Here is a 24,142-nt window from a genome sequence, read left to right as displayed (position 1 = left end):
CAGCTAAATTTTAAATTAGCGTCTCCAGCCGCCTTCCTGGCGTACCCAGTTACCGTGTCGATCCTGTCTCCAGACTGGAGCGGCATAGTTGCGGTAGCCGTGTTTGACACGAATCGATCGACCTGGAACCCAAACGTATCTGTGGCCTGAATAATTCCAATAGCCTGGTGACCAGGCATAGCCTCTGGCTTGTGGGGGAATACGTTCCATGCGAGGTGCCGGAGGGGCGATTCGGATACCGACAACTGCCTGAGCTTGTGCCTGCGTCATTGGCAACATCATGCCAGCGCTGGCAGCCAGCAGACTAATACATAGCATTGATTTGATTTTCATAAAGCTCTCCTGTGATTAATCAAGTGTTGGTACCCAATGTAAATGAGAACATCAAAAATAGTTGTAATTTTGTGTTTCTAATTTAATACCAATTGCTACGAGTTACTACCAAAAATGGCTTTTCTCGGATTTTTGATACAGTCTGCAATACTTAGAACAAAACAATACATACGCTTAATACATCTGCATCTGAATTTTGGTTCAAATAGCCTAGGGTAAAATGGCGTCCAATTTAGAACTTACCGAAGTTAGCAAAATACTCATGTTGCGATTAAACGAAATACACCTTCCTCTCAATCACGCAGACGATGCACTGCATAGCGCGATTCTGGAGCGCTTGGGCATCCAGGCCGAAGCGCTGCTGAATTTTACAATTTTTCGACGCAGCTATGATGCACGGAAAAAATCTGCAGTGATACTGACGTATACCGTGGACGTGGAAGTCAGGGACGAGGCGGCGACGCTGCTGCGTCTGAAAGCCAATAAAACGGTGTTTCCGACGCCGGACATGGAATATCAATTTGTAGCACAAGCCAACGGTGCTCAAAAATCGCGTCCTGTGGTGATTGGCACCGGACCGTGTGGTTTGTTTGCCGGATTGATACTGGCGCAAATGGGCTTCAAGCCCATCATTCTGGAACGCGGCAAAGCCGTGCGTGAACGGACTAAAGATACCTGGGGTTTGTGGCGCAAGCGTGAATTGCAGCCAGAATCTAACGTGCAATTTGGCGAAGGTGGTGCCGGTACTTTCTCAGACGGCAAACTCTGGACGCAGATTAAAGACCCCAAACATTATGGTCGTAAAGTGCTGGCAGAATTCGTCAAAGCCGATGCGCCTGACGAAATCATGTATGTCAGCAAGCCACATATCGGGACTTTCCGTCTGGTGAAGATGGTGGAGCAAATGCGCGCCTCGATTGAAGAATTGGGCGGTGAATTTCGCTTTCAGCAAAAAGTCGTTGATCTGGAAATCGACAATGGACAAATGCGTGCGGTAAAACTGGACAGTGGTGAAGTCATCGTGACTGATCACGTAGTGTTAGCGATTGGGCATAGCGCCCGCGATACGTTCCAGATGTTGTATGACCGTGGTGTATATGTCGAGGCAAAACCGTTTTCGCTTGGCTTCCGGATTGAACATCCGCAATCGCTGATCGACAAATGTCGCTTCGGTCCCAGTGCGGGTAATCCGATTTTGGGTGCGGCAGATTACAAATTAGTGCATCACTGCGAAAATGGGCGTGCCGTATATAGCTTCTGCATGTGCCCTGGCGGTACGGTGGTGGCTGCAACTTCAGAACCGGGGCGCGTAGTTACCAATGGTATGAGCCAATATTCACGCAACGAACGCAACGCTAATAGCGGCATCGTGGTCGGGATTACACCGGCTGATTATCCTGGTCATCCGCTGGCAGGGATCGCCTTTCAGCAGCACTGGGAATCGCGTGCGTATGAACTTGGCGGCAGCAATTACGACGCGCCAGGACAACTGGTAGGTGATTTTCTGGCCGGGCGTGCCTCTACCGAACTCGGCAGTGTCATACCATCTTACAAACCGGGTGTACATCTTGGCGATCTCAGCACAGCCTTGCCCGATTATGCTATCGCCGCCATGCGCGAAGCCCTGCCGGTTTTCGACAAACAAATTCGCGGCTTCGCCATGAACGATGCGGTCTTAACCGGTGTAGAAACGCGCACATCATCCCCAATCCGCATCAAACGACACGACGATACTTTGCAAAGTTTAAACACCGTAGGTTTATTCCCGGCCGGTGAAGGCGCTGGTTATGCCGGTGGAATTATGTCGGCGGCGATTGATGGCATTCGGGTGGCGGAAGCGGTTGCCTTAAGTATCACTAAAAAATAATAACGAACAGGAAATCAAAATGAGTAATACCACGGGTTTAACCAAAGATGAATATGACGCGCTTAGACTGATCGCAAAAGGTCCTGCGCGCGGTACTGAAACTGTCTGCGTAGCACGGAATGCCAAGCGCCTTTCAGGTCTTAAATATGTAGAATTTAAAAGAAATGGCCAACTGGTATTAACGGATAAAGGTAAGGAAACACTCTTCCTGAAAAACTGCATTGAAGGACTGCGTGCGGTGTCGAATGATCCGTTGGCACCGCTGGCTGGTGATGTTGCAACATTCCTCGGCAGAAAAGGGCACATCGAAGTACGCGCGGAAGGTGGTTTTGATGTCACTCCACGCGGTCGCGAAAGTCTGGCCGATATCGACTCTACGGCCAGTTAAGACGTCGAAAAATAATGGGAAATACTATGTCGTGTGATGCATGTAATGGGATTCAACAAAGAAACCGCAAAGGTCAGGGCCATGCAAAACTGACGCCAATCGGTGAGCCAGTAAAGGTCCGCAATATGGGGCAACCGGCGGTGATCATGACTCACTATGTTTGTGAGGATTGTGGTACCAAATGGCAGCACGAGGATGACAAGCGTGACGCCTATGCGGGCTGGAGTATCGAGATTTAAGAACTTTTATCCATCAAGTATTTTTCTACGCAAAGTGGGGTGGTGACAGCGCTGTTCAATGTTCTAATTAAATTCAATTCGTCGTTCCCGCGAACGCGGGAATCCACGTTGAGATCGTAATTTGGATCCCCGCGTTCGCGAGGATGACGGATTCCTTGATTTGCAGTGTTGAATGACGAGGCAGTATGGGTGCGCCATACCGCACTCCACTGTAATTTCATTGCCCCGGCACCGCCACGTAAGCGACAATCTCAATCAACATGTCCGGATGCACAAAGCCAACCACTACGACGCTGGAGCGATTCGGATAGGGTGCCTGGAAAAACGTTTTATATACCTCATCGATTGCCGCCATGTCGCTTGCAGAGCGCATATAAATCAACACTTGTGCGACGTCAGTCAGTTGCGCACCTGCGGCTTTTACCGTTTTCTCAAGATTACGAAAAGTAAGCTGAGCTTGCTCGCTGATCGTCTCTCCAGCGATCTTGGCACCGCTATCGACCGGTCCTTGCGCGGTGAAAATCAAGCCGTTGGCGTGTACCGCCCAAGAGAATGGTTGGGGTAGTTGTGGCAATCCTGTATCGATGACTTTCAGCATGGTTTTTCCATTTTTTGACTGATGATATTGAAGTAAATATTTTAAAATAATTGATTTGAAAATTATCGTCGTCCCCGCGAACGCGGGGATCCAAGTTGCGTAACATGGATTCCCGCGTTCGCGGGAATGACGAGGTTATTTGCGAACCGGTTACTTAAACAGCAAAATAGATAGCGATCTTGCATCATCGATCTTGCATCATATATAGCAACAGATACTCTCAGATTTCCGCAAGTTATAATTTACCGATGAAGACTACCCTCGCCGCGCAATTACCGCAACATCAAATCCTTGCCAGAATAGTCTGGATGCGCACTATCGCGGTGATTGGACAAGTGTTGGTCGTGATGGCCGCTTATTTCTGGATTGATATTCCATTACCGTTGTTGCCCCTGCTGGCAGTGATAGCCGCGCTTGCCATCTTTAATATTCTCACACGATGGCGCATGCGCCATGCCAGTCCGGCGGGCGAGGCTGAATTGTTTTTTCAATTGTTCATTGATATCACCGCCCTATCCGCGTTGTTGTATTTGTCGGGCGGTGCGACCAACCCTTTCGTTTCTTTTTACTTGCCGGCACTGGCAGTGGCGGCCACGATATTTCCATGGCGTCTGGCATTTGTTTTGACGCTGTATGCGTTTGCCGGCTACTCCCTGCTCACTTATGTGTATTTGCCTTTGCACATACACGATCACGACAAGGCGATGGGATATCACCTGGCGGGCATGTGGGTTAATTTTGCAGTGTCATCTTTATTGATTACATGGTTTGTCACGCGTATGTCAGCGACCCTGCGTGAGCGTGACGCACAACTGGCGTTGGCGCGAGAGCAGCACTTGCAAAATGAGCGCATCGTTGGTTTGGGTGCACAAGCGGCCACTGTGGCACATGAAATGGGCACGCCACTGGCGACCGTGGCAGTGATCGCAGGAGAGTTGCGTTTGGAGGCAGAACGAAATCTAGCGCTGGCGCCGTACAGCGATGATCTGGCGACGATAGAAATGCAAATCGCAGCGTGTAAAACGGCGCTCGATCATATGGGTGGCAGCAATAGAGTCGACACATCACAGGAAGCATTACCCGTGAATTTATCAGCATGGCTACGTACCTTTTCTGATCAATGGCGCTTGCGTCATCCAGCGATTAAATTCCAGGTTTCCGCTCCCGATGATGATGTACAAACACGACATGCGCGTGCGATAGCACAAATTTTATCGACTTTGCTCGACAACGCCGCCCAGGCGCTGGCAAATCAAGCATCCGCTGAAATCCATCTGAGCCGAGAACCGGCAACATCACCCGATATCGCTGTCATTCACGTGAGTGACAACGGCCCCGGCATTGCCGCCGATAAGCTGAAAAAGTGTGGTTACGAACCGGTGGAGAGCGGTTCTGGCGGTAAAGGTATAGGTTTAATGCTCGCGTTCGCCAACGCGCGACAAATGCATGCCACGCTGACTTTATCATCCACCGTTGGCGTTGGTACGGTGGCGAAATTGCGATTGACAGCATGAATAATTCCGCCAATTCCGCCACTCAGCCCAGCTTCCTGATCCTCGACGACAACGAAGTTTTCGCTACAACCCTGGCACGCGCTTTAAACCGACGTGGTTTTGCGACGACGATGGTCGATACCGGACAACAAGCACTGACAGCGGCCGAGTTAACAGCATTCACCTTCGTTACCATCGATTTGCAATTGGCCGAAGATTCGGCCTTGCAATGGATCGCGCCGCTAAGACAACAGCTGCCGCAAGCACGTCTGTTAGTTTTGACCGGCTACGCCAGCATCGCTACCACTGTGCAGGCGATCAAAGCCGGTGCTGATAATTATCTGGCGAAACCGGCGAATGTGGATTCCATTTTATCGGCATTGCAGCACGACGCTGCCAACGCCGAAAATACGCTGTCGCCTGTCGCAGCGACGCCGTTATCCGTGGAACGTCTGGAGTGGGAGCACATTCAGCGCGTGCTGGCCGAGCACCAAGGCAATATCTCATCAACCGCCCGGGCTTTAAATATGCATAGACGTACGTTGCAACGGAAATTGGCTAAGAGGCCAGTTGCGCAGTGATGGTCATTGAAGTTTCCAAACAAATTCCTGTTTAATCCACGTATCAGTAGGTTTGCCGTTTTGTATTGATGGGCTGAATTTACACTTGCTGAATATATCGGCTGCGGCATTATCTAATAATGGATGACCGCTAGACACGAAGATAGATGTCCCGATAGGATCTCCTTCTTTGGAAAGGTGGACATTCAAAATCACGGTTCCGGCTTCTCTGGCAGCCAGGGATAGGCTGGGGTATACAGGCTGCGGGCAGCTGCTTTGAATGATCTTTGGAGACTGATCTGGAGTAGTCGCCTGAATTGCAGAACAGCCAGAGAGAATTAATGCAGAGCAAAGTAGAAAATATTTCATATATTTTTTCTTTTCGTATGTGAATAATCGTGTTGCGGTCGTTATGAACGATGGCAACTGCCCGGCCCACACTGCGACAATCTGTCGCATCCCCATCATGCAATTCCCACCATACAATCCTACGCTTTTTAAGGATATTGGTGATGCGTGCATTTCAGTCTCATGGTAAGTCTCGCATATCTCAGCAACTACAGCAATTATTAGTCTTGTCGATTGCTGCGGCCTGTAATGCTGCGTATGCAGACGACACGGATATGAGCGATGAGATCAGCACGGTGGAGATCAATGCTCCACGCCGAGTCGCCAATGAGAAGCTGCTGTTGGATCGTGTCAGCAGCGGCAGCAGGCTAGACATGAGCGTGCGCGAAACGCCCGCCAGCATCAGTATTGTTGACCGCTCTACTATTGAAGCGCGTGGTGCCAGCGATACGCAGCAAATCTTGAATGGTGTGCCTGGCATTACGGCCGCATCGCCACCGGGTAGTGCAGGGTTTGTTTCCTACCGAGGGTTTTCTGGCTCGCAAATAACGCAATTATTTAACGGCATCACGGTGCAATACGATGCCATTGCTGCGCGACCGATTGACAGTTGGATAATCGATCGAGTTGAGACTGTCGGTGGCGCTTCCAGCTTTTTATATGGTTCCGGTGCGGTCGGCGGTTCGATCAATTACATCACCAAACTCGCCAATCGCGATGGCAACGCGACCGACGTATTTTCCAGCGCTGGCACCAATAATTCCGCCGTGTTGGCAGCGGGTTTTAATCGTCAAATTAGCGGTGACAATGCCGAAACCTCCGATAACAACACCGCCAATTATCTGCGTATTGACGTGAGCCGTTCGGCCAATGACGGCGATGGCGATTACTCCATCGAAGGTGAGCGTCGTCGCGCCAGCACGGTAGCGGTATCGCTATTGAGCGATATCACACCGCAGTTGTCGCACACGCTCGCATATGAATATCAAAACGAAATCGTCAAGCGTCCGTATTGGGGCACGCCGGTGCTAAATCCTATAGCTGGTACTGCTGTCATTGATTCCAATCTGCGCTTCAAAAATTACAACGCAGAAGATGGCCGTTATGATCAGTCGGTGCAGTGGCTGCGTTCTATGATTGACTATCGATTATCTGATGCCACGTCGTTTAAAAACACGCTTTATCATTACCAGGCGTTGCGTAATTACCGCAATATCGAAACTTATCGTTATACGCCTGATAACAGCATGATACAAAGATCAGGCGGACTACTGCAGCGGCATGAGCAGGATATGACCGGCAATCGTTTCGAGGTGCTGCATAAGGCTACGCTGGCCGGCTTGGCATCTGACTGGGCTGCGGGCGCTGATTACAGCGTCAACCGCGTAACGCGTTTCCCGCGTTCCTATCCCGGGGTGATTGATACAGTGTCGCCCTACGATTTCAACCCCGGCGAGTTTTTTGATATTCCCGGCATGACGTTAGGGAATGGCCCCGATAAAACCAATCGCACCACAACGCTGGCAGTGTTTCTGGAAAATCGCACACAGCTGCTTTCCCAGTTGGCGTTGGTCAGCGCCTTACGGCATGATCAAATTGATCTGACTGTGACGAACAAACGAGAAGTAACGCCGACCAATCCGGCATTTTTCAAGCGCAGCTATCAGCCCACCACTGGCCGTCTCGGGCTAGTCTATGACATCACACCGCACGCGAACGTGTATGTGCAATACAGTACCGCAGCCGACCCGCCCTCTGGTGTTTTGAGTACGGCAAACTTGGCACAGGTGCAGGATTTTGGTTTAACTACCGGCCGCCAGTTTGAGGTTGGCAGCAAAATCGATTTCTGGAATGGCAGAGGTAATGCGACCATTGCAGCCTATACCATCACCCGTAAAAATCTGGCGATTGCCGATGTCAACAATCCAGGCATGACGCTCCCAGTGGGACGGCAATCATCAAAAGGGATAGAACTGGCATTCGGTGTGCGTGCCAGTCAGGCACTCAAAGTGCAAGGTAATCTGGCATTGGTCAGCGCGCAATATGATGATTTCATGGAAAACGTGAATGGCATTGCAGTTTCCCGCGCGGGAAAGCGTCCGACCAATACGCCGACCAGCGTCGCCAATCTGTGGCTGGATTACAGTTTTATGCCGAACTGGAGTGCTGGTGCTGACGCCCGTTACGTATCTTCAGTATTTGCGAATAATGCCAACACCGTGCGCGCTTCTGCCTACACGATTTTTGGCGTAAATCTCAGTTATCGCCTGCAACAAAACACTACCATTACGGCACGTATAAAAAATCTGACCGATAAAATCTACGCTGCCTACATCACCGGCACACCAATGGTGTATCTGGGTGCGCCAAGAACATTTGAAGTTTCATTAGCCGCCAATTTCTAATGAAGCGCTGGCTATTTCTCGCTCATCGCTGGCTTGGCATCATCCTGTGTTTATTCATGGCGATGTGGTTTTTCAGCGGTGTGGTGATGATGTATGTCGGTTATCCAAAACTGACCGACAGTGAGCGCCTGGCAAAACTGCCAGAATTGGCGTGCGCAACATCGTGCATTTCGTTGGAAAATGCAGTCAACGTGCTGCCAACGATGCTGCAATCGTCGTTAACCGCTATCACTCTGACTAGCGTTGCCGGTGAACCGCGCTATCAATTTACAGGAATAGGAAAGCGCGTCTTCAGTGTGGATGCGCGCACCGGTGCATTGGTAACTGCCATTTCAGAGGCTGATGCACTGCGAGCAGCGCATGCATTTATGCCGCGCGCCGGGATGCAGTATCTGGATGCGGTCAATGAAGATACCTGGACTCATTCTCGAGGCTTAGATCAGCATCGACCGTTGCATCGGGTGCAGATGAACGATGCCGACAGCACTTTGCTTTATATTTCTTCGATGACCGGCGACGTGGTGCGTAAAGCGACGCACACTGAGCGTATCTGGAATTACGTCGGCGCCTGGTTGCACTGGTTATATGCGTTTCGCGGCGGCGTATTGGATGCGGCATGGAGCAACGTCGTGCTGTATTTATCGCTGGCTGGCGTATTGTTGTCATTTGTCGGCACGGTGGTTGGCCTGATGCGCTGGCGCTTCCGTGGCAGCTATCGTTCGGGTGCCAAAACACCTTATCGTGAATTTTTCATGCGTTGGCATCATGTGATTGGCCTGGCTTTCGCAGGTATCACCATTACCTGGATTTTTAGCGGTTTGATGTCGATGAATCCCTGGAGAATTTTTGATTCACATTCATCGCCACTCAACAAAGCAGTTTACGTGAATGGCGATGAGAGCGATGGAAATTTATCGCCAGCGAAATTCCAGATAAGTGCATCACAAGCAATCGACGCTTTACAAAACATACTACGGCCGCGAGAAATTAGCTGGCATATGTTGAACGGAAAACCATATCTGGTTGGGGTTAACGGCGCAGGTCGCACGCGTATCGTTCAGGTCGATGGGGATACGTTTTCTTTGCGAGAAGAATTCCCCACGTCGCAACTGGTAGAAGCGGCCAAAAAATTAATCCCAAATGCACACGCAGCGATTGAAGTGGTAAATCACTACGACGCTTACTATTACGCACGTGATGCGCATACGATGATGGGAAACAGTGAAAAGCGCCTACCAATAGTAAGAGTCAAATTTGACGATCCGCAGCAGACCTGGTTGCATCTCGATCCCTATACGGGAACGGTAGAGGGCACACTAACCCGCACCAAACGCGTGTATCGCTGGTTGTTTGGGTTGTTACATAGCTGGGATTTACCGATCATGTTGGCAAGTCGGCCACTGTGGGATATGGCGTTGATCCTACTTAGCGCCGGTGGTTTTTTGTTGAGTGCCACCGGGATTGTGGTGGCATGGCGGCGATTAAGAAAAAAATTGCTTGAATAAGCTAAAATCCCGCCATGAAAATTATCTTTGCCGGAACTCCCGAATTCGCCGCTGTAGCGCTTAAGTCGCTGCATGATGCTGGCCATGAAATTGTCCTGGTGCTAACGCAACCAGATCGCCCCGCTGGACGCGGCATGCAACTGCAAGCCTCCGCCGTCAAACAGTTTGCGCTGGCGCATAACATGCCAGTTGCACAACCGATATCGTTGCGCTTGGATGGGAAGTATCCCGAGATCGCTCAGGACGCACACGCACTATTGCATGCCACGCCGCATGACGTGATGGTGGTTGCTGCCTACGGACTGATCTTGCCATTGTCAGTACTCACTATCCCGCCACGTGGCTGTTTGAATATTCACGGTTCGCTATTGCCCCGCTGGCGCGGTGCGGCACCGATTCATCGGGCGATAGAAGCTGGCGATCTTGAGACTGGTATAACCATCATGCAAATGGATCAGGGGCTGGATACCGGCGCGATGCTGCTGATCGAAAAATGTCCGATTGCAGAGACAGATACCACCGCCAGCCTGCATGATAAATTGGCGACACTTGGTGGAACCATGATAGTTGAGGCCTTGCAGAAATTAGAAGCAGACGCATTGCCAGCAACACCGCAACCAGACGACGGAGTCACTTACGCCGCCAAGATTAGCAAAGAAGAAGCCGCACTAGACTTCACTTTACCGGCCGAAGTGTTAGCGCGCAAAATCCGCGCCTTCAACCCTTTTCCCGCAGCGTTTGCGCCGTTTGGTGGTGTGACCTTGAAAATCTGGTCAGCACAAGTTGTGGCGAACGATGGCGCACATCCAGCCGGAACCATCATCAGCGCTGATCCACACCATGACGTCATTGTCGCTTGCGGTGAAGGTGCTTTACGTTTGACGGAATTACAAAAACCAGGTGGCAAGCGCTTGCCTGCTGCGGATTTCTTGCGGGCGTTTCCTATGCAGGGTGGGAAGTTTGATTGAATAAAGCGGTAATTAAATCGGCGTAATCAATTTTAAAAAATATCCGTCATCCTCGCGAACGCGGGGAGCCAAGTTACGTAAAATGGATTCCCGTCTTCGCGGGAATGACGGAGCTGGGTTTTACATTTCTAATCGCTGACTTCCAACCCAACTCTCCCCAGCAAGCAATGTCATCGGCACCGCCACCAACGCCGCCTCCACGCAAATAAACTGCTGATAGGCGTCGTCCGGTAAATCAGCAATTTGAGCACATAGCGTTTGCCACGGATTCCAGACTACCAAATCAGGAAATCCGGTTTTGCTGATAGCGATGTTTTTCTGCGGTGACAGTAATTCGACCGCTTTATCCGCTTGCAAAAACACACTATCCACTTCGTTATTCACTTGCAATAACGTGTCTTCGAATATACCGTTGCGCTCGCAGGTTTTATCCGTCGTATCAATATAACGACAACCTTGCAAACCACGAAGCGCGGTGTCAGCAATCGGTGTCGCCAGATAAGTATGCAATGCACTGGTGAACGTGAACGCATCTGTGCCAGTGTTTGTCACTGCCAATTCTGCATTGAGCGTCCGTGCGGAAAAAGTGATGTTCAATGTCAGCGTAAACGCATGCGGAAACAACGCTCTGGTTTCGACACTATCTGACAACGTCAATTGCATAAAGCCATCACCCGATGCGCATAAACGCCAAAGCGAGTTACGCGCAAAGCCATGCTTAGGTAAATCGCCTTTGCTAGCGAATTGCGGGAAGATGATTGGAATGCCGCCACGGATTGCCGCGCCGGCACCCATTTTCGTCAGTGGACTTAAATATAAATGCTCGACGCCATCTGCCGTACGCCATGAACAAAGATGACCACCATCGAGTGAAACTGAAATATGCGCGCCATCTTGTGATGAGGCATTGATGAGATTGTTTGACATTGAATTAATTTTACTTGGAATTAGGAGACGCATCGAGCGCCGCGTCTATGGCTGCAGCAACATGCAAAGCCGTTGTATCAAAGACCGGTAGCGCCGAATCATTTTGTGCTATCAGCAGCATGATTTCGGTACATCCCAAAATCACGCATTGTGCACCTTGTGCTTTCAAATCTTGTATCACGCGCTGAAATTGCTGGCGCGATGATGCATTAATGTTGCCGTGGCAAAGCTCATCGTAAATAACGCTATGCACCAAATCGCGGTCTGTATCGGAGGGAACGATCACCTCCAGATCATGCAGTTTTTCAAGTCGGCCGCGATAAAAATCCTGTTCCATCGTAAAGCGTGTACCTAATAAACCTACTTTGCTATAACCACTATGTTTGATTGCCGCTGCCGTTGGATCGGCAATATGCAATGCGGGGATTTCCACCGCATCTTCTATTGCTGTCCATACTTTATGCATGGTATTGGTACATAACACGATGAAATCTGCCCCACCGGCTTGCAAACTACGCGCGGCTTCCGCCATTTCGCACGCGAGTTGATCCCATTGCTCTGCATGCTGCAAGGTTTTGATATGTTCGAAATTGACCGTGACCATCAAACTTTTGGCGTTGTTGTGCCCGCCTAAACGCGCTTTTATACCGGTATTGATCAGGCGGTAATATTCAGCTGAAGATTCCCAGCTCATACCGCCGATAAGTCCAATGGTTTTTTGTGAAGTGGATGTTGTCATGTTGGCGTTATCTCGCATTCAGAACGGCTATTGTGCCATTTAAGCGGGAGTTAAACCAATTACAAAGCAGATTAGATCAACGGCAAACTAAAACTGACACCATGTTGTTTAAAGCCGTATGTTTCGTAAAAGCGATGCGCATCTTCTCGCTTCAAATTTGAAGACAAGGAAATTTTATAGCAACCCGCTTCAGCGGCGATGTGGCAAGCTTGCTCCAGCATCACGCTGCCGATACCCCGATTGCGACAGGTGCGGCTGATGACTACGGCATCAAGTACCGCCTGTTGCGCACCCTCGTGCGTGAGGCTGCCAAAAACTAATAAGCTAAAAGTGCCAACAGCGACACCATCAGCCAGCACCAGATAAGCACGGAAATAGGGATATGCCGCCATTTGTTCCATGATCGTACGCGCCCTGTCAACGCCCAAATTCGGGCGTGTCGGGGTGTCATCCATTTCAGCCAGGAGCCGGATAATGGTGTGCGCATCATCCGCTGTAGCCGGTTTGATTTCGATAGCTGGATCAGGCATACAAACGCTTAATGGTAGATCGTAATCAGTGTCAATGAATCGGGTTGCAAAGGTGCGTGTTTCTATTAAACGCCAGCTGGAACAGCGACAAAAATACACTGATCCATCAAGCCGACAACATGCATTATATGAACAGCTTGCGCATACGTGACGACATCATATCGATGAGAGTTACCGTGACTACAATCATGATCAATACGGCACACGTTTCAGCGTATTCAAAACTGCGGATTACTTCCCACAAAATTACACCGATACCGCCAGCGCCAACCATACCGACTACGGTGGCAGAACGGACGTTGGCCTCGAAGCGATACAAGGTATAGGAAATCCACAACGGCAGAACTTGTGGCAGAACACCGAACACCACTTCTTCTAACGCATGTGCGCCAGTAGCGCGGATACCTTCAACGGGCTGCGGATCAATCGCTTCAACAGCTTCCGAAAATAATTTCGACAGAGTGCCGGTAGTGGAGACAAATAATGCAAGAACACCGGCAAAAGGCCCAAGGCCGACGGCGACGACGAACAACATCGCAAACACCATTTCATTAATTGCCCGCGCTGCATCCATGAAGCGTCGCACCGGTTGGTTGATCCATGCTGGCGTGATATTTTCTGATGCCAGCAATCCCAGCGGGACGGAAACGACGACCGCCAACACAGTGCCCCATATGGCGATTTGTATGGTCACCAGCAACTCTTGCAAATAGGTGCGCCATTCATGGAAGTCTGGCGGGAAAAAGCTGGCTGCATACGTGACCATATTGCCACTGTCGCGGAACAACTCCAGCGGGCGCATGTCCGCACCTTTCCAGGTCCCGATCAGAACGGCTAGCAATACGCCCCAAAACAGCGTGCGGGTTATTGGTTGTTTGGGCGGAGTTGGGAATGTTGGGAGTACCGGAGCTGTATGCATTTTTGCAGAAGTTGTCATTTGGTGTACGTGTTGAAACAAAGAGACTTTAAGTCCTTCTCCCGCAGGTGAAGGTAAGAAATTCAGGTTAAGGTCAGGGTAGTTGTTCAGCCCTCAGCGACGACTTGCAACTGCCCTCACCCTAACCTTCTCCCGCGTGCGGGGAGAAGGGTGGTCATTTCACTTTACTTTAGGCTTTTGCCAATGCAGCCAACTTGCCATTGATTGCGTCAAGTTTGGATTTCTTATCTTCAACGCTCAGGTTGTTATCAGCTTCGATTTTTGTTTTTTCTTTAAACAATTCCAATTGGCGAACCGGGATCAACTGGGCATCGCTGGACTCTTTGAAGCCGCTGTATTTCAACTTTTCAAGCGCCACTTTTTCTTGCGCTGCGTTAGGGCCGGTTTTGCCATAGTTGACGAAGAAGTCTTTGATTTTTTCTTTAGTAGCGGCCGGCAAATCTTTTTTCCATACCAGCGGATCAGCAGCGATCAATGGTGATTTCCAAACGATGCGCAGTTTGTTGGCGACGTCCGGTTGACGTGCTTCGATCAGCGCCAGTGTGTCTGATGCAAACACGGCAGCATCAACTTGTTTGTTGACGACTGAAAGAATATTGGCTGAGTGTTCAGCGCTACGGATAGTTTTGAATGCTGTTTTTGGATCGACTTTATTTTGACCGAAGATGTAGTAGCTCGGTACCAGGAAACCGGATGTCGAGTTAGGATCGCCAATACCAAAATTCAGTGTTTTTGAATTTTTCAAAATATCGTCAACGCTTTTCAGTGGGCTGTCCGCTGGAACGCCGACCAAACTGTAATAGCCTTCTGTGCCGTCAGTATTCATGACGTGCGCAAACACTTCGCCGCCGGCGCGATCTACCGCTTCCATTGCTGATTTATTGCCAAACCAGGCTACTTGTACTTTGCCGAAACGCATACCTTCGATGATGCCAGCGTAGTCAGAAGCGAAAAAGCCATTTACTTTAACGCCCAGTTTTTTGCTCATAGCGTCGAGCACTGGTTGCCAGTCTTGTTTCAAATTCTGTGATGACTCAGTCGAGATGATACCGAAATTGATTTCTTTGCCCGCTTCTTGCGCATGCACGACTGCAGAGCTGCTTGCCAACACAGCCAAGCTCATGGCAGCGGTGGAGATTAACTTTTTAAACATGAACGAAACTCCTAATAGGAATATAGATAAGAAATTAGACAAAAACGACGTGGAGACAACAGGGAAAGCAGGTGAAAAATTTACTCAAATACGTTATGCGACAATCGCCAGAGCAGGTTTGACTGCAGGTCGATCAAATGGCGTAGCGACGTCAACTGCAGGGCGCGTCAGGCTGTTGGAGCCGCCGATAATATCGGCTGCTTCGGTGCCATATAATTCGCGTAACATTGTTTCGGTCAGAGCGCTGGAAGGGCCGTCATACACTACTCGACCTTTATTTAGCGCGACAGTGCGAGGGCAAAAGCGGATGGCAACATCGACCTGATGCAAAGATACGATCACCGTGGTGCCGTCGATGCGATTGACATCGGCCAGCGTTTGCATGACCTTGCGGGCGGATTCTGGATCGAGCGAAGCGATCGGTTCATCGGCCAATACGATGCTGGCTTTTTGGACGATGGTGCGAGCAATCGCGGCGCGTTGTTGCTGGCCACCGGATAGCAGTGCGGCACGTTTATAGGCGTGATCAACGATGCCAACCCGCGCTAACGCTTCCATGCCGAGGGCTTTTTCTTCTGGCGTAAACAGTTTGAAGCAACTGCGCCACAGTGGAATGCGCGACAAGCCACCGGTCAACACGTTCGTTAATACCGGCAAACGACCTACCAGATTGAATTGCTGAAAAACGAAACCGACATTGGCACGTACTGCACGGATATGACGCGCAATCACACCGTTCTTCTGCACGATTTGACCGTTAATGATGATTTCGCCGCCGCTGCCTTCAGCATCACGATCGCCGGCCATCAAGCCGGACATGTGACGTAACAGCGTGGATTTACCGGAACCGGAAGCACCAATCAACGCGACCATTTCGCCCGGAGCGAAAGACAGGGTGACATTATTGAGCGCCTGAAAGCTGCCCGTGTTACCCGCCGCACCTGTGCCGCGAAATGTCTTCGACAAACCTTTTACTTCAACCATAGTCTCACCATTTTTGTTGCTGTCGAGGTAGCAAAGGCATGACCTTCACTGACAGCGTGTTGCAAAGAATGGTCGCAGTATCACTACCAAATATGTCGTGCGTATGAAGTTTTCATGACCATTTGATGACATTGCAGATTGTGTTTTGTCGACAATATGGATTAATTACTGGTTTGGGCTTGTTAAAGATGCTCTGAACTCAGGTGGTTCTGAGGAGAAGGCGGTCGATATGATCGTACAAGCGCCAGAGTTTTGGGGCGCTGAGTGACATTGTAATAATTACAATGTCAAGGTGGTGAAATTGGAAATGCTATAACTTTTGTACAACAATCGCAGCGACATCGGTTCGTTGTCGTATTTGTAGTCCTGTATTTTCGGCCTCGGACCGGCTAGAAAACGGCCCGACATACAAACGATATACGCCGTTATTGGGAGAGATATTTAACGGGGCGGAAAGATCGGGAAGTTGTTGCTGCAAACGCTGTTGCGCGGCATCGGCATTGGCTTGCTGTGCATATGCACCAAGTTGCAAATAAAATCCGCTGGCAAGTTCTGCTGGCTGTGATGGCGGAGTTGGCAGTGTAGCTACCGAGGTAGCAACGCCGCTATCCGACGGTGCTGTATTCGCTACGGTTGCCATTATCGCCTTCGAATTGGCAGTAGGCCCGTTTTTATTGATAGCGATAATATCCGCGGGAAGCAGGCGTTCAACTTCCAGTTCAGTGCTGCCGTGGCCGATATAACCTAATTTGAGTGCTGCGGTATAGGATAGGTCAATGATGCGGCTGGAGTGAAACGGACCCCTGTCATTGATGCGAACGATAACACTCTTGCCGTTACTTAAATTGGTAACCCGTGCATAAGATGGGATCGGCAACGTCGGATGCGCCGCTGACATTTTGTACATGTCATATAGTTCACCCGATGAAGTGCGCTTATTGTGAAATTTCTTGCCATACCAACTGCCGGTGCCGCGTTGCTTAAACGGCTTGTTGTCCACCAGCGGCGTATAGGTTTTGCCAAATACTACGTATGGTTTATTGCCAGTTTTAGCGTACGGCTCGATGTCTGGGGTTGCATCGGGTGTATTTTCCAGGCCAGCCGGAATGTCATCGCCAGGACCATCGTCCTTATAGTAGCCACCGCGTCCCGAGCCGGCCGGAGGTAAAACCAGTTTGCCTGATGAGGATGACGATGCGGGCTTGGTTGCCGGTGCTGTAGATGGCGGCGTAGTACTACAACCGGCCAGTATCAGCACAGATGTCAACGTGACCCAGGCAGCGTAACGGGAAAGATAAGAAGAACGCATGATGCTTTCCTAAGATTTCAGAGCTAAACGAAATAGATTTGTAACTGATCCAGCGTAATCAATTTTAAAAATCCGTCGTTCCCGCGAACGCGGGAATCCATGTTAAACGTAAGATGGATCCCCGCGTTCGCGGGGACGACGCAGATTGGATTGATGTGATATTTATTAAACTGATTACGCTTTCTTGCTTTTGCTCAATCAAGTCTGAATCAATTTACGATGGCGCTGTATGCTCATCAAAATACCCGAACCTAAACCCAGTGTAAGCAACGCTGTACCGCCGTAACTCATAAATGGCAATGGCACGCCGACTACCGGCAAGATGCCGCTGACCATGCCCATGTTGACGAACGCGTAGGTAAAGAAAATCAACGTGATAGCGCCAGCCAACAAACGCGAGAACATGGTTGGTGCATTGAGTGCAATCATCATGCCGCGTGCGATCAACAGCGAATATAAGAACAGCAGAACGCAATTGCCTATCATGCCGAATTCTTCTGAGAAGACTGCGAAGATGAAATCGGTAGTGCGTTCCGGGATGAACTCCAGATGTGATTGCGTACCCTTCAGCCAGCCTTTGCCAAAGATACCGCCAGAGCCGACTGCGATGGTGGATTGAATAATATGGAAACCTTTGCCGAGCGGATCGGAGGTCGGGTCAATCAACATCATCACGCGTTGTCGCTGATAGTCGTGCAGCACCGACCACAACACCGGCAAACTGGCGCCAACCGCCACTGCCAGGCCAATCAATATGCGCCAAGACAAACCGGCGAAAAAAATCACATAAAATCCGGCCGCCAACACCAGTGTTCCGGTGCCCAAATCGGGTTGTCGGATGATCAAGCCAACCGGTATCGCCAGTAATGCTGCGGCGACCAGATAATCGCGCCAGGTAATCATGCCTTCGCGACGCTGGAAATACCATGCCAGCATTAATGGCATGGCGATTTTCATAATCTCTGACGGTTGGATCACAATGCCGAAATTGATCCAGCGGCGCGACCCCTTTTTGACGATACCAAAGAGCGCTACAGCAATCAGCAGCGCTACACCCACTGTATAAATGGGAACGGCAAAGCGCATCAACGTTTGCGGCGGAATGCTGGCAGCGATCCACATCATGACGAACGCCACCAGAATATTGCGCACCTGGTCTTCTACGCGTCCAGGGAAGTCGATACCAGCAGAATATAAGGTCACCAATCCCACGCACAGGATCAGAAATATGATCAAGGTCAATGCCGCATCAAATTTCACTACTTGTGATTTGATCAGACGCCACCAGGATTGTTTATCGGTAAAATCCATGATTATTCTTTATTTCCAGCAGTTTCAGCACCGGTTTTATAAGTGGCATCTGTCGTTGCATCCGGATTGTCGCTTGGTTGATCTGGTGCGGGTTGTTCGACCGCCGTTGCTGTAGCTTCTGATTTGCTGTCTTTTTTGGCATCGTCCGGCGCACTGGCATTCAGCGCGCTATCTGCGGGCAATTTGCCGAGAAGATAATAATCCAGTGCTTTACGTACAATCGGCGCCGCCGCCGTAGCACCGAAGCCACCATTCTCAACAATCACGGCAATCGCAATGCGAGGATGATCAGCGGGCGCAAAAGCCGTATATAACGCATGATCGCGCATACGCTCACTGACCGTATGTCGATTGTATTTCTCATCTTGTTTGACCGTAAATACCTGCGCCGTCCCGGTTTTTCCGCCCGATTCATAGCCGGCACCCGCGAACACTCTGGCCGCAGTACCACTATGGGTCACAGCTACCATGGCGTTTTTGATGAAGTCGATATTTTCCTGTTTCAGCGGAATCCGATAACTTTCTTTCGGTACGGTTTCGGTCAGCTTGTGGCTAACACCATCTTCTATCGTTTTGACCAGATGCGGCTTCATGACAATACCGTTATTCACTAACGTTGCCAGAGCGTGCGCCATTTGCAATGGTGTAAATGCATTTAGCCCTTGGCCGATACCAAGTGAAATAGTGTCGCCACCCAGCCATTTTTGTCGTAATGCGGTTTTGAATGTGCGCTTTTTCCACGCTGGAGAAGGCAGCAAGCCGGTGCGTTCATGTTCCAGATCAATGCCGGTCAGTTGTCCAAAACCGAATGGCTTCATGAAGTCATAAATCGCATTGACACCCATATCATTGGCCAACATGTAGAAATAGGTATCGCAGGACTCGATAATCGCTTTGGACATATTCACAATGCCATGGCCACCGGGGACATCGTCACGGAATTTATGTCCGCCCAGCATAAAGAAACCCTGGTCTCTGATGGCATCTTGCGGCTTACGCAAACCCAGTTCGAGCGCCGCCAGTGCCATGAAAGGTTTGTAGGTGGAGCCTGGCGGATAGGTGCCGTTCATCGGTCGATTGATCAAAGGATGGTCGGGTGAATTGAGTAACTCATCCCAGCTTTGCTGATCAATGCCATCGACAAACATATTCAAGTCGTAAGTCGGCTGGGAAACGTAAGCCAATATATCGCCAGTAGCGGGATCAATCGCCACCAATGCGCCCCGATTTTTACCAAAGGCTTCTTGCACGACTTTTTGCAGTCCGATGTCAATCGACAAAATCAGATTGTCGCCAGGTATCGCCGAGGTGCGTGATAAGGTGCGAACAGCCCGGCCACTGGCGGAGATTTCAACTTCTTCGTAACCCGTGGTGCCATGCAGATAGTGTTCGTAGCTTTTTTCAAGGCCTTCTTTGCCGATGTAATCCGTGCCTTTGTAATTGGCGGCATCATCACTGTCTTCGATGGCGGCGGCATCTTTTTGACTGATCCGGCCGATATAGCCGATCACATGCGCGGCAACGTCGCCCAACGGATATTCGCGGAACAAGCGTGCTTGCACGTCAACGCCAGGAAAGCGATAACGTTGCGCGGTGAAACGTGCAACTTCTTCGTCAGTCAGGCGAGTGCGGATCGGTAAGCTGGCAAAACTTTTGGAGTCATCCATCAGCTTTTTGAAACGACGTCTATCTTTGGCATCAATATTGACGATGTGCGATAAATCATCAATCACATCTTCCAGCTTGCCGTTCAGTTTGGAGCGCGTGATCTCCAGCGTGTAAGCAGAATAATTACGTGCCAACACGACACCATGTCTATCCATAATCAAACCGCGATTAGGAACGATAGGCACCAGCGAAATCCGATTTTCTTCGGCTTGTGCGGCGTAGGCATCATGCCGTACCACTTGCAGCCAGACAAAGCGCGCGACCAGCAGCGAAAAACACAACACCACAAACAACACTGCAGCGGTGATCCGCATGCGGAATTTATGGAGTTCGCTTTCGGTATTTTTAAATTCAGTCATGAAGTTTTTGGGCGCCCATGTCGCTCTCTAGATCGGGCGATTTTCATCACGATTCACAGCACGGCGTTGTGGCGCTAATAATAACCAACATAACAGCGGCCATAAGAGCGTACTCACCATGCTGGAGTAAAAAAACTCCCAACCCGGGAATTTGCCGTGAATAATCATTTGCACTACCAGTTGCAGCAGCTGCGTCAGCAGCAGCAATGGCAAGACGTGTAGCGCTTGTGTCAGCGGCGAAAACCATAACACGCGACGGTGAATCATGATCGCGGTGTAGGCTAGAAATGTGTAGGCCAAAGCATGCTGGCCGAGTAGCGTGGAATCATGCACGTCCATCAACAAACCCAGACAGAACGCGATCGTGATGCCGACTTTGCGTGGCTGATAGATGCACCAAAACACTAATACCAAAGCGACAAAATCGGGAGCAATCGGCGATAGACCCCACGGTAATAAATTCAGAAAAAAGGCCAGCAATAATGTCAGAGCGATGAAAGCGCTATTGGCCGGCAAGAGGATGTAATGCGGGCGTCTCATTTGCTACGCTCCTTAGGGTTTTTGCGATCAGCGGGATCTTTTGAAGCATCAGCTTTTGCGGCACTGGTTTTAGCCGCATCGTTTTTGCTACTATTTTTCGCGCCTTCTTTAGCGGCTTTTTGTTGCGCCAGCTTTACTACATCTACCGCATCCTTGTTGCCGTCGGCGTTATTGGTTGTACGACGCTTGCTGAGCGCTTCGTCTTTGTTGGTGGCCTGCGGCGCGACATCATCTGGTCGCGGTTCTGGATTAGGATTGACTAATAAGATCAGCAGTTGTTTATGTTTTTCAATACCGGCAATCGGCTCACACACGATATGGGCGAAGGCATCTGCAGATTTGGTTTCGACGGATATTACTTTGGCAACTGCCAGGCCGGCCGGATACACGCCGTCAATGCCGGATGTGACTAGCACATCATCTTTTTTGATATCGGCATTGGCGCTCATAAAGCGCAAATCGAGATAGCCAGATTCGCCGCTGCCATACGCTACGCTGCGCAAGCCATTGCGTGCCACCTGCACCGGAATCGCTTGATCTTTGTCGGTCAGTAAAGTCACTTCGGACGAAAATGGAAACACCCGTGTTACCTGTCCAACGATGCCGACATCATCAATCACCGGTTGTCCAGCAGCGATGCCGTGTTGTGACCCTTTATCCATGATCACTTTGCGTGTGAATGGATCGCGGGCATCGTAGAGAATTTCGGCCATCACTGATTTCACCGGTTGCTGTTGCTGTGCGCCTAGCAGTTTACGCAACTGCGCATTTTCAGTGATGAGCAATTGTGCTTGTTGCAGCTGTTGCGCGCGCGCAGCCTGTTGCGACTCTAAGGTTTTATTTTCTTTTTCTATTGCAGACAGGCGCGAAAAGTAGGTCGAGACATTGTCGAAAGTGTCGCGTGGCATCAAGGCTATTTTTTGCGCGGGATAAAGCGCTGTGGCGACTGTCTGACGCAAGAACGTCAGCGAGTGCATCCGTGAATCTACAATCAGTAAAGCAATTGCCAGCAGAGCGCAAAAAACGGCCTTCACTCGGGCTGGAGTGCCTTGTTTAAAAAGTGGCGGCGGGCTGTATTCCATCGGTGGCGAACGGCTTTTGCAGTGACTAGCGAAGGGGAACTAAATTTTGGGAAATGCGCGTTATAAAAATGATGGCTTACGAATATCATTCACTTACTTATATATGAGCTAATGGCTGAGAACAGAAAAAACCCGACATCTTCTGTATCTCAGCCATTCAGACAACCACTCACTTCAGATGTTCCGCAGTAAGTGGCATACATCATAAATAGTGAATTTATTCCGGCTTATCCGATTACTCGTAAGAGAAAATCGAACCTAGTTTGTCCATCCGTTCCAAAGCCATACCGGAGCCGCGTACTACGCAGGTCAGTGGATCTTCGGCAACGATCACTGGCAAGCCAGTTTCTTCCATCAATAATCGGTCCAAGTCACGCAACAATGCGCCGCCACCGGTCAACATCATGCCTTTTTCAGCGATGTCGGCACCGAGTTCCGGTGGCGTTTGTTCCAACGCATTTTTGACTGCAGAAACGATGTTGTTGAGCGGATCGGTCAACGCTTCCAGGATTTCATTGCTTGAGATCGTGAATGAACGTGGGATACCTTCGGACAGATTGCGGCCTTTAACTTCCATTTCCTTGACTTCAGAACCTGGGAAAGCCGAACCGATTTCTTTTTTGATCGCTTCAGCAGTTTGCTCGCCGATCAACATGCCGTAGTTGCGGCGAATGTAATTAACGATGGCTTCATCGAATTTGTCACCGCCAACGCGGACAGAACCTTTATAGACCATGCCGCCCAGGGAAATGATACCGACTTCAGTAGTACCACCACCGATATCAACCACCATCGAACCGGTCGCTTCAGATACCGGCAAGCCAGCACCAATCGCCGCAGCCATTGGCTCTTCGATCAAAAATACTTGGGATGCGCCAGCGCCCAACGCCGACTCACGAATTGCACGACGTTCAACCTGAGTAGAGCCGCATGGAACGCAAATGATGATGCGCGGTGACGGTTTGAACATTTTGGTGTCGTGCACCATACGGATGAACTGCTTAAGCATTTGCTCGGTGACGGTAAAGTCAGCGATCACGCCATCTTTCATCGGACGAATAGCTTCGATATTGCCAGGCACTTTACCTAACATCTGCTTTGCTTCTTTACCGACCGCTTGTATCGTTTTCTTCCCGTTCGGGCCGCCTTGCTGGCGGATGGCAACGACTGACGGTTCGTCCAAAACGATACCTTTATCACGTACATAAATCAGCGTATTCGCGGTACCCAGATCAATCGCTAAATCATTCGAAAAATAGCTACGTAAAAAACCAAACATGAATTGTCCTGATGCGCAACAATGGTGCGCGTAAATTATAAATAGGGGGAATCTTGTCGTAGATGCACTAAAGCGCATCTTCATGCCCTGCATACAAATTAGCAACTTGCAGGCAACGGCAAGTAACTTCTGCTCAATGCGGCATGAACGCGACATTCTACCTTATAATTTGCATCGAATTGACTGTTAAAAGGTCAAAATTGCTTGCTTTTTCAATAGATTTCTGCCGACTTTAGCAACACAAAGCCGTCACGAGGTCATTTTATTAACATTTCTGTAGCGTGCTCGATACGTTATTAAAAAAATCATGTCATTAGCTCTTTCCGACGTTAAACGCATTGCCAATCTGGCGCGCCTGGAACTCACTGAAGATCAGGCGGCATCGACTTTAGACAAACTCAACGGTATTTTTTCCTTGGTGGAACAGATGCGCGCCGTTGATACGACTGGCGTGGAGCCTTTGAGCCACCCGATTGCCGCCCTGCAAACTGAATTGTCGCTGCGTTTGCGCGACGATGTGGTGACCGAAACCAATCATCGTGATGAATATCAAAAAGTTGCACCGGCGACAGAGGATGGGTTGTATTTGGTCCCTAAAGTGATTGAATAACTGATTCGCT

The 24,142-nt window shown here is 49.9% G+C and carries 24 protein-coding genes; 9 read left to right on the top strand and 15 right to left on the bottom strand.

The features are described 5' to 3' along the window. Positions 1 to 15: 15 nt before the first annotated feature. Positions 16 to 333 carry a YXWGXW repeat-containing protein gene (locus GEV47_RS07670; protein WP_153234141.1) on the bottom strand — a complete coding sequence of 106 codons (318 nt, stop codon included), beginning with the start codon at positions 331 to 333 and terminating at the stop codon, positions 16 to 18. Positions 334 to 595: 262 nt separating this feature from the next. Here GEV47_RS07670 and GEV47_RS07665 point away from each other — a divergent pair, with 262 nt between their 5' ends. Genes GEV47_RS07665 through GEV47_RS07655 form a run of 3 tightly spaced genes read left to right on the top strand, consistent with a single transcriptional unit; the run spans position 596 to position 2,827 of the window. After that, entirely contained in the window at positions 596 to 2,200 is a 1,605-nt protein-coding gene (locus tag GEV47_RS07665; RefSeq protein ID WP_153234140.1) for an NAD(P)/FAD-dependent oxidoreductase, read from the top strand. 19 nt (positions 2,201 to 2,219) lie between these two features. Further along, positions 2,220 to 2,588: a hypothetical protein gene (locus GEV47_RS07660; RefSeq protein WP_153234139.1), complete on the top strand. Its 369-nt coding sequence runs from the start codon at positions 2,220 to 2,222 to the stop codon at positions 2,586 to 2,588. Positions 2,589 to 2,614: 26 nt separating this feature from the next. Next, a complete protein-coding gene (locus GEV47_RS07655; protein ID WP_153234138.1) occupies positions 2,615 to 2,827 on the top strand; it encodes a hypothetical protein in 213 nt (70 codons plus the stop codon). Positions 2,828 to 3,044: 217 nt separating this feature from the next. On the opposite strand, the gene GEV47_RS07650 is transcribed toward GEV47_RS07655, so the two are convergent. Next, positions 3,045 to 3,425, bottom strand: coding sequence for a RidA family protein (locus tag GEV47_RS07650; protein ID WP_153234137.1), 381 nt, complete (start codon positions 3,423 to 3,425; stop codon positions 3,045 to 3,047). A 248-nt stretch (positions 3,426 to 3,673) separates the two neighbouring features. Here GEV47_RS07650 and GEV47_RS07645 point away from each other — a divergent pair, with 248 nt between their 5' ends. Continuing rightward, positions 3,674 to 4,939, top strand: coding sequence for an ATP-binding protein (locus tag GEV47_RS07645; protein ID WP_153234136.1), 1,266 nt, complete (start codon positions 3,674 to 3,676; stop codon positions 4,937 to 4,939). Then, positions 4,936 to 5,499 (top strand): response regulator transcription factor, encoded by a 564-nt coding sequence (locus GEV47_RS07640; protein WP_153234135.1) that lies wholly within the window; start codon positions 4,936 to 4,938, stop codon positions 5,497 to 5,499. The genes GEV47_RS07645 and GEV47_RS07640 overlap by 4 nt, the downstream gene beginning before the upstream one ends. 3 nt (positions 5,500 to 5,502) lie before the next feature. On the opposite strand, the gene GEV47_RS07635 is transcribed toward GEV47_RS07640, so the two are convergent. Next, positions 5,503 to 6,000, bottom strand: a complete 498-nt coding sequence (locus tag GEV47_RS07635; protein ID WP_153234134.1) for an energy transducer TonB — start codon at positions 5,998 to 6,000, stop codon at positions 5,503 to 5,505. Between GEV47_RS07635 and GEV47_RS07630 the strand changes: the two genes are divergently transcribed. The 3 genes from GEV47_RS07630 to fmt are packed head-to-tail and all read left to right on the top strand — an operon-like array spanning position 5,991 to position 10,704. Then, positions 5,991 to 8,231 (top strand): TonB-dependent receptor, encoded by a 2,241-nt coding sequence (locus GEV47_RS07630; protein ID WP_153234133.1) that lies wholly within the window; start codon positions 5,991 to 5,993, stop codon positions 8,229 to 8,231. The genes GEV47_RS07635 and GEV47_RS07630 overlap by 10 nt on opposite strands. Further along, positions 8,231 to 9,736: a PepSY domain-containing protein gene (locus GEV47_RS07625; RefSeq protein ID WP_153234132.1), complete on the top strand. Its 1,506-nt coding sequence runs from the start codon at positions 8,231 to 8,233 to the stop codon at positions 9,734 to 9,736. The genes GEV47_RS07630 and GEV47_RS07625 overlap by 1 nt, the downstream gene beginning before the upstream one ends. Positions 9,737 to 9,750: 14 nt before the next feature. Further along, positions 9,751 to 10,704, top strand: a complete 954-nt coding sequence (gene fmt / locus GEV47_RS07620; protein ID WP_153234131.1) for a methionyl-tRNA formyltransferase — start codon at positions 9,751 to 9,753, stop codon at positions 10,702 to 10,704. A 120-nt stretch (positions 10,705 to 10,824) separates the two neighbouring features. On the opposite strand, the gene GEV47_RS07615 is transcribed toward fmt, so the two are convergent. From GEV47_RS07615 to GEV47_RS07560, 12 genes are all read right to left on the bottom strand, one after another. Next, positions 10,825 to 11,631 (bottom strand): D-hexose-6-phosphate mutarotase, encoded by an 807-nt coding sequence (locus GEV47_RS07615; RefSeq protein ID WP_194270609.1) that lies wholly within the window; start codon positions 11,629 to 11,631, stop codon positions 10,825 to 10,827. Positions 11,632 to 11,641: 10 nt separating this feature from the next. Beyond that, the gene (locus GEV47_RS07610) at positions 11,642 to 12,370 is read right to left on the bottom strand and encodes an aspartate/glutamate racemase family protein (protein ID WP_153234129.1); all 729 of its coding nucleotides are present in this window, start codon (positions 12,368 to 12,370) and stop codon (positions 11,642 to 11,644) included. Between the two features lie 71 nt (positions 12,371 to 12,441). Continuing rightward, the gene (locus GEV47_RS07605) at positions 12,442 to 12,900 is read right to left on the bottom strand and encodes a GNAT family N-acetyltransferase (RefSeq protein WP_153234128.1); all 459 of its coding nucleotides are present in this window, start codon (positions 12,898 to 12,900) and stop codon (positions 12,442 to 12,444) included. 124 nt (positions 12,901 to 13,024) lie between these two features. Further along, positions 13,025 to 13,837: a phosphonate ABC transporter, permease protein PhnE gene (gene phnE, locus GEV47_RS07600; RefSeq protein WP_153234127.1), complete on the bottom strand. Its 813-nt coding sequence runs from the start codon at positions 13,835 to 13,837 to the stop codon at positions 13,025 to 13,027. A gap of 169 nt (positions 13,838 to 14,006) precedes the next feature. Beyond that, on the bottom strand, positions 14,007 to 14,990 hold the full coding sequence (gene phnD, locus GEV47_RS07595; RefSeq protein ID WP_153234126.1) for a phosphonate ABC transporter substrate-binding protein: 984 nt from the start codon (positions 14,988 to 14,990) through the stop codon (positions 14,007 to 14,009). Positions 14,991 to 15,083: 93 nt separating this feature from the next. Next, positions 15,084 to 15,974 (bottom strand): phosphonate ABC transporter ATP-binding protein, encoded by an 891-nt coding sequence (phnC, locus tag GEV47_RS07590; protein ID WP_153234125.1) that lies wholly within the window; start codon positions 15,972 to 15,974, stop codon positions 15,084 to 15,086. 310 nt (positions 15,975 to 16,284) lie between these two features. Further along, positions 16,285 to 17,283 (bottom strand): septal ring lytic transglycosylase RlpA family protein, encoded by a 999-nt coding sequence (locus tag GEV47_RS07585; protein WP_153234124.1) that lies wholly within the window; start codon positions 17,281 to 17,283, stop codon positions 16,285 to 16,287. Between the two features lie 198 nt (positions 17,284 to 17,481). Further along, positions 17,482 to 18,594, bottom strand: a complete 1,113-nt coding sequence (gene rodA / locus GEV47_RS07580; protein WP_153234123.1) for a rod shape-determining protein RodA — start codon at positions 18,592 to 18,594, stop codon at positions 17,482 to 17,484. A 2-nt stretch (positions 18,595 to 18,596) separates the two neighbouring features. After that, positions 18,597 to 20,621 (bottom strand): penicillin-binding protein 2, encoded by a 2,025-nt coding sequence (mrdA, locus tag GEV47_RS07575; protein WP_153234122.1) that lies wholly within the window; start codon positions 20,619 to 20,621, stop codon positions 18,597 to 18,599. A 27-nt stretch (positions 20,622 to 20,648) separates the two neighbouring features. After that, positions 20,649 to 21,161 (bottom strand): rod shape-determining protein MreD, encoded by a 513-nt coding sequence (gene mreD / locus GEV47_RS07570; protein ID WP_153234121.1) that lies wholly within the window; start codon positions 21,159 to 21,161, stop codon positions 20,649 to 20,651. After that, positions 21,158 to 22,243, bottom strand: coding sequence for a rod shape-determining protein MreC (gene mreC / locus GEV47_RS07565; RefSeq protein WP_153234120.1), 1,086 nt, complete (start codon positions 22,241 to 22,243; stop codon positions 21,158 to 21,160). The genes mreD and mreC overlap by 4 nt, the downstream gene beginning before the upstream one ends. Before the next feature lie 235 nt (positions 22,244 to 22,478). Continuing rightward, positions 22,479 to 23,522 (bottom strand): rod shape-determining protein, encoded by a 1,044-nt coding sequence (locus GEV47_RS07560; protein ID WP_153234119.1) that lies wholly within the window; start codon positions 23,520 to 23,522, stop codon positions 22,479 to 22,481. A gap of 307 nt (positions 23,523 to 23,829) precedes the next feature. Here GEV47_RS07560 and gatC point away from each other — a divergent pair, with 307 nt between their 5' ends. After that, complete coding sequence (gene gatC / locus GEV47_RS07555) at positions 23,830 to 24,132, top strand: Asp-tRNA(Asn)/Glu-tRNA(Gln) amidotransferase subunit GatC (protein ID WP_153234118.1); 303 nt, start codon at positions 23,830 to 23,832, stop codon at positions 24,130 to 24,132. The last annotated feature ends 10 nt before the right edge of the window (positions 24,133 to 24,142 follow it).

This window comes from Glaciimonas soli (genome assembly GCF_009497155.1).
Lineage (GTDB): Bacteria > Pseudomonadota > Gammaproteobacteria > Burkholderiales > Burkholderiaceae_D > Glaciimonas > Glaciimonas soli.
This window is presented reverse-complemented; position numbering and strand designations above follow the sequence as displayed.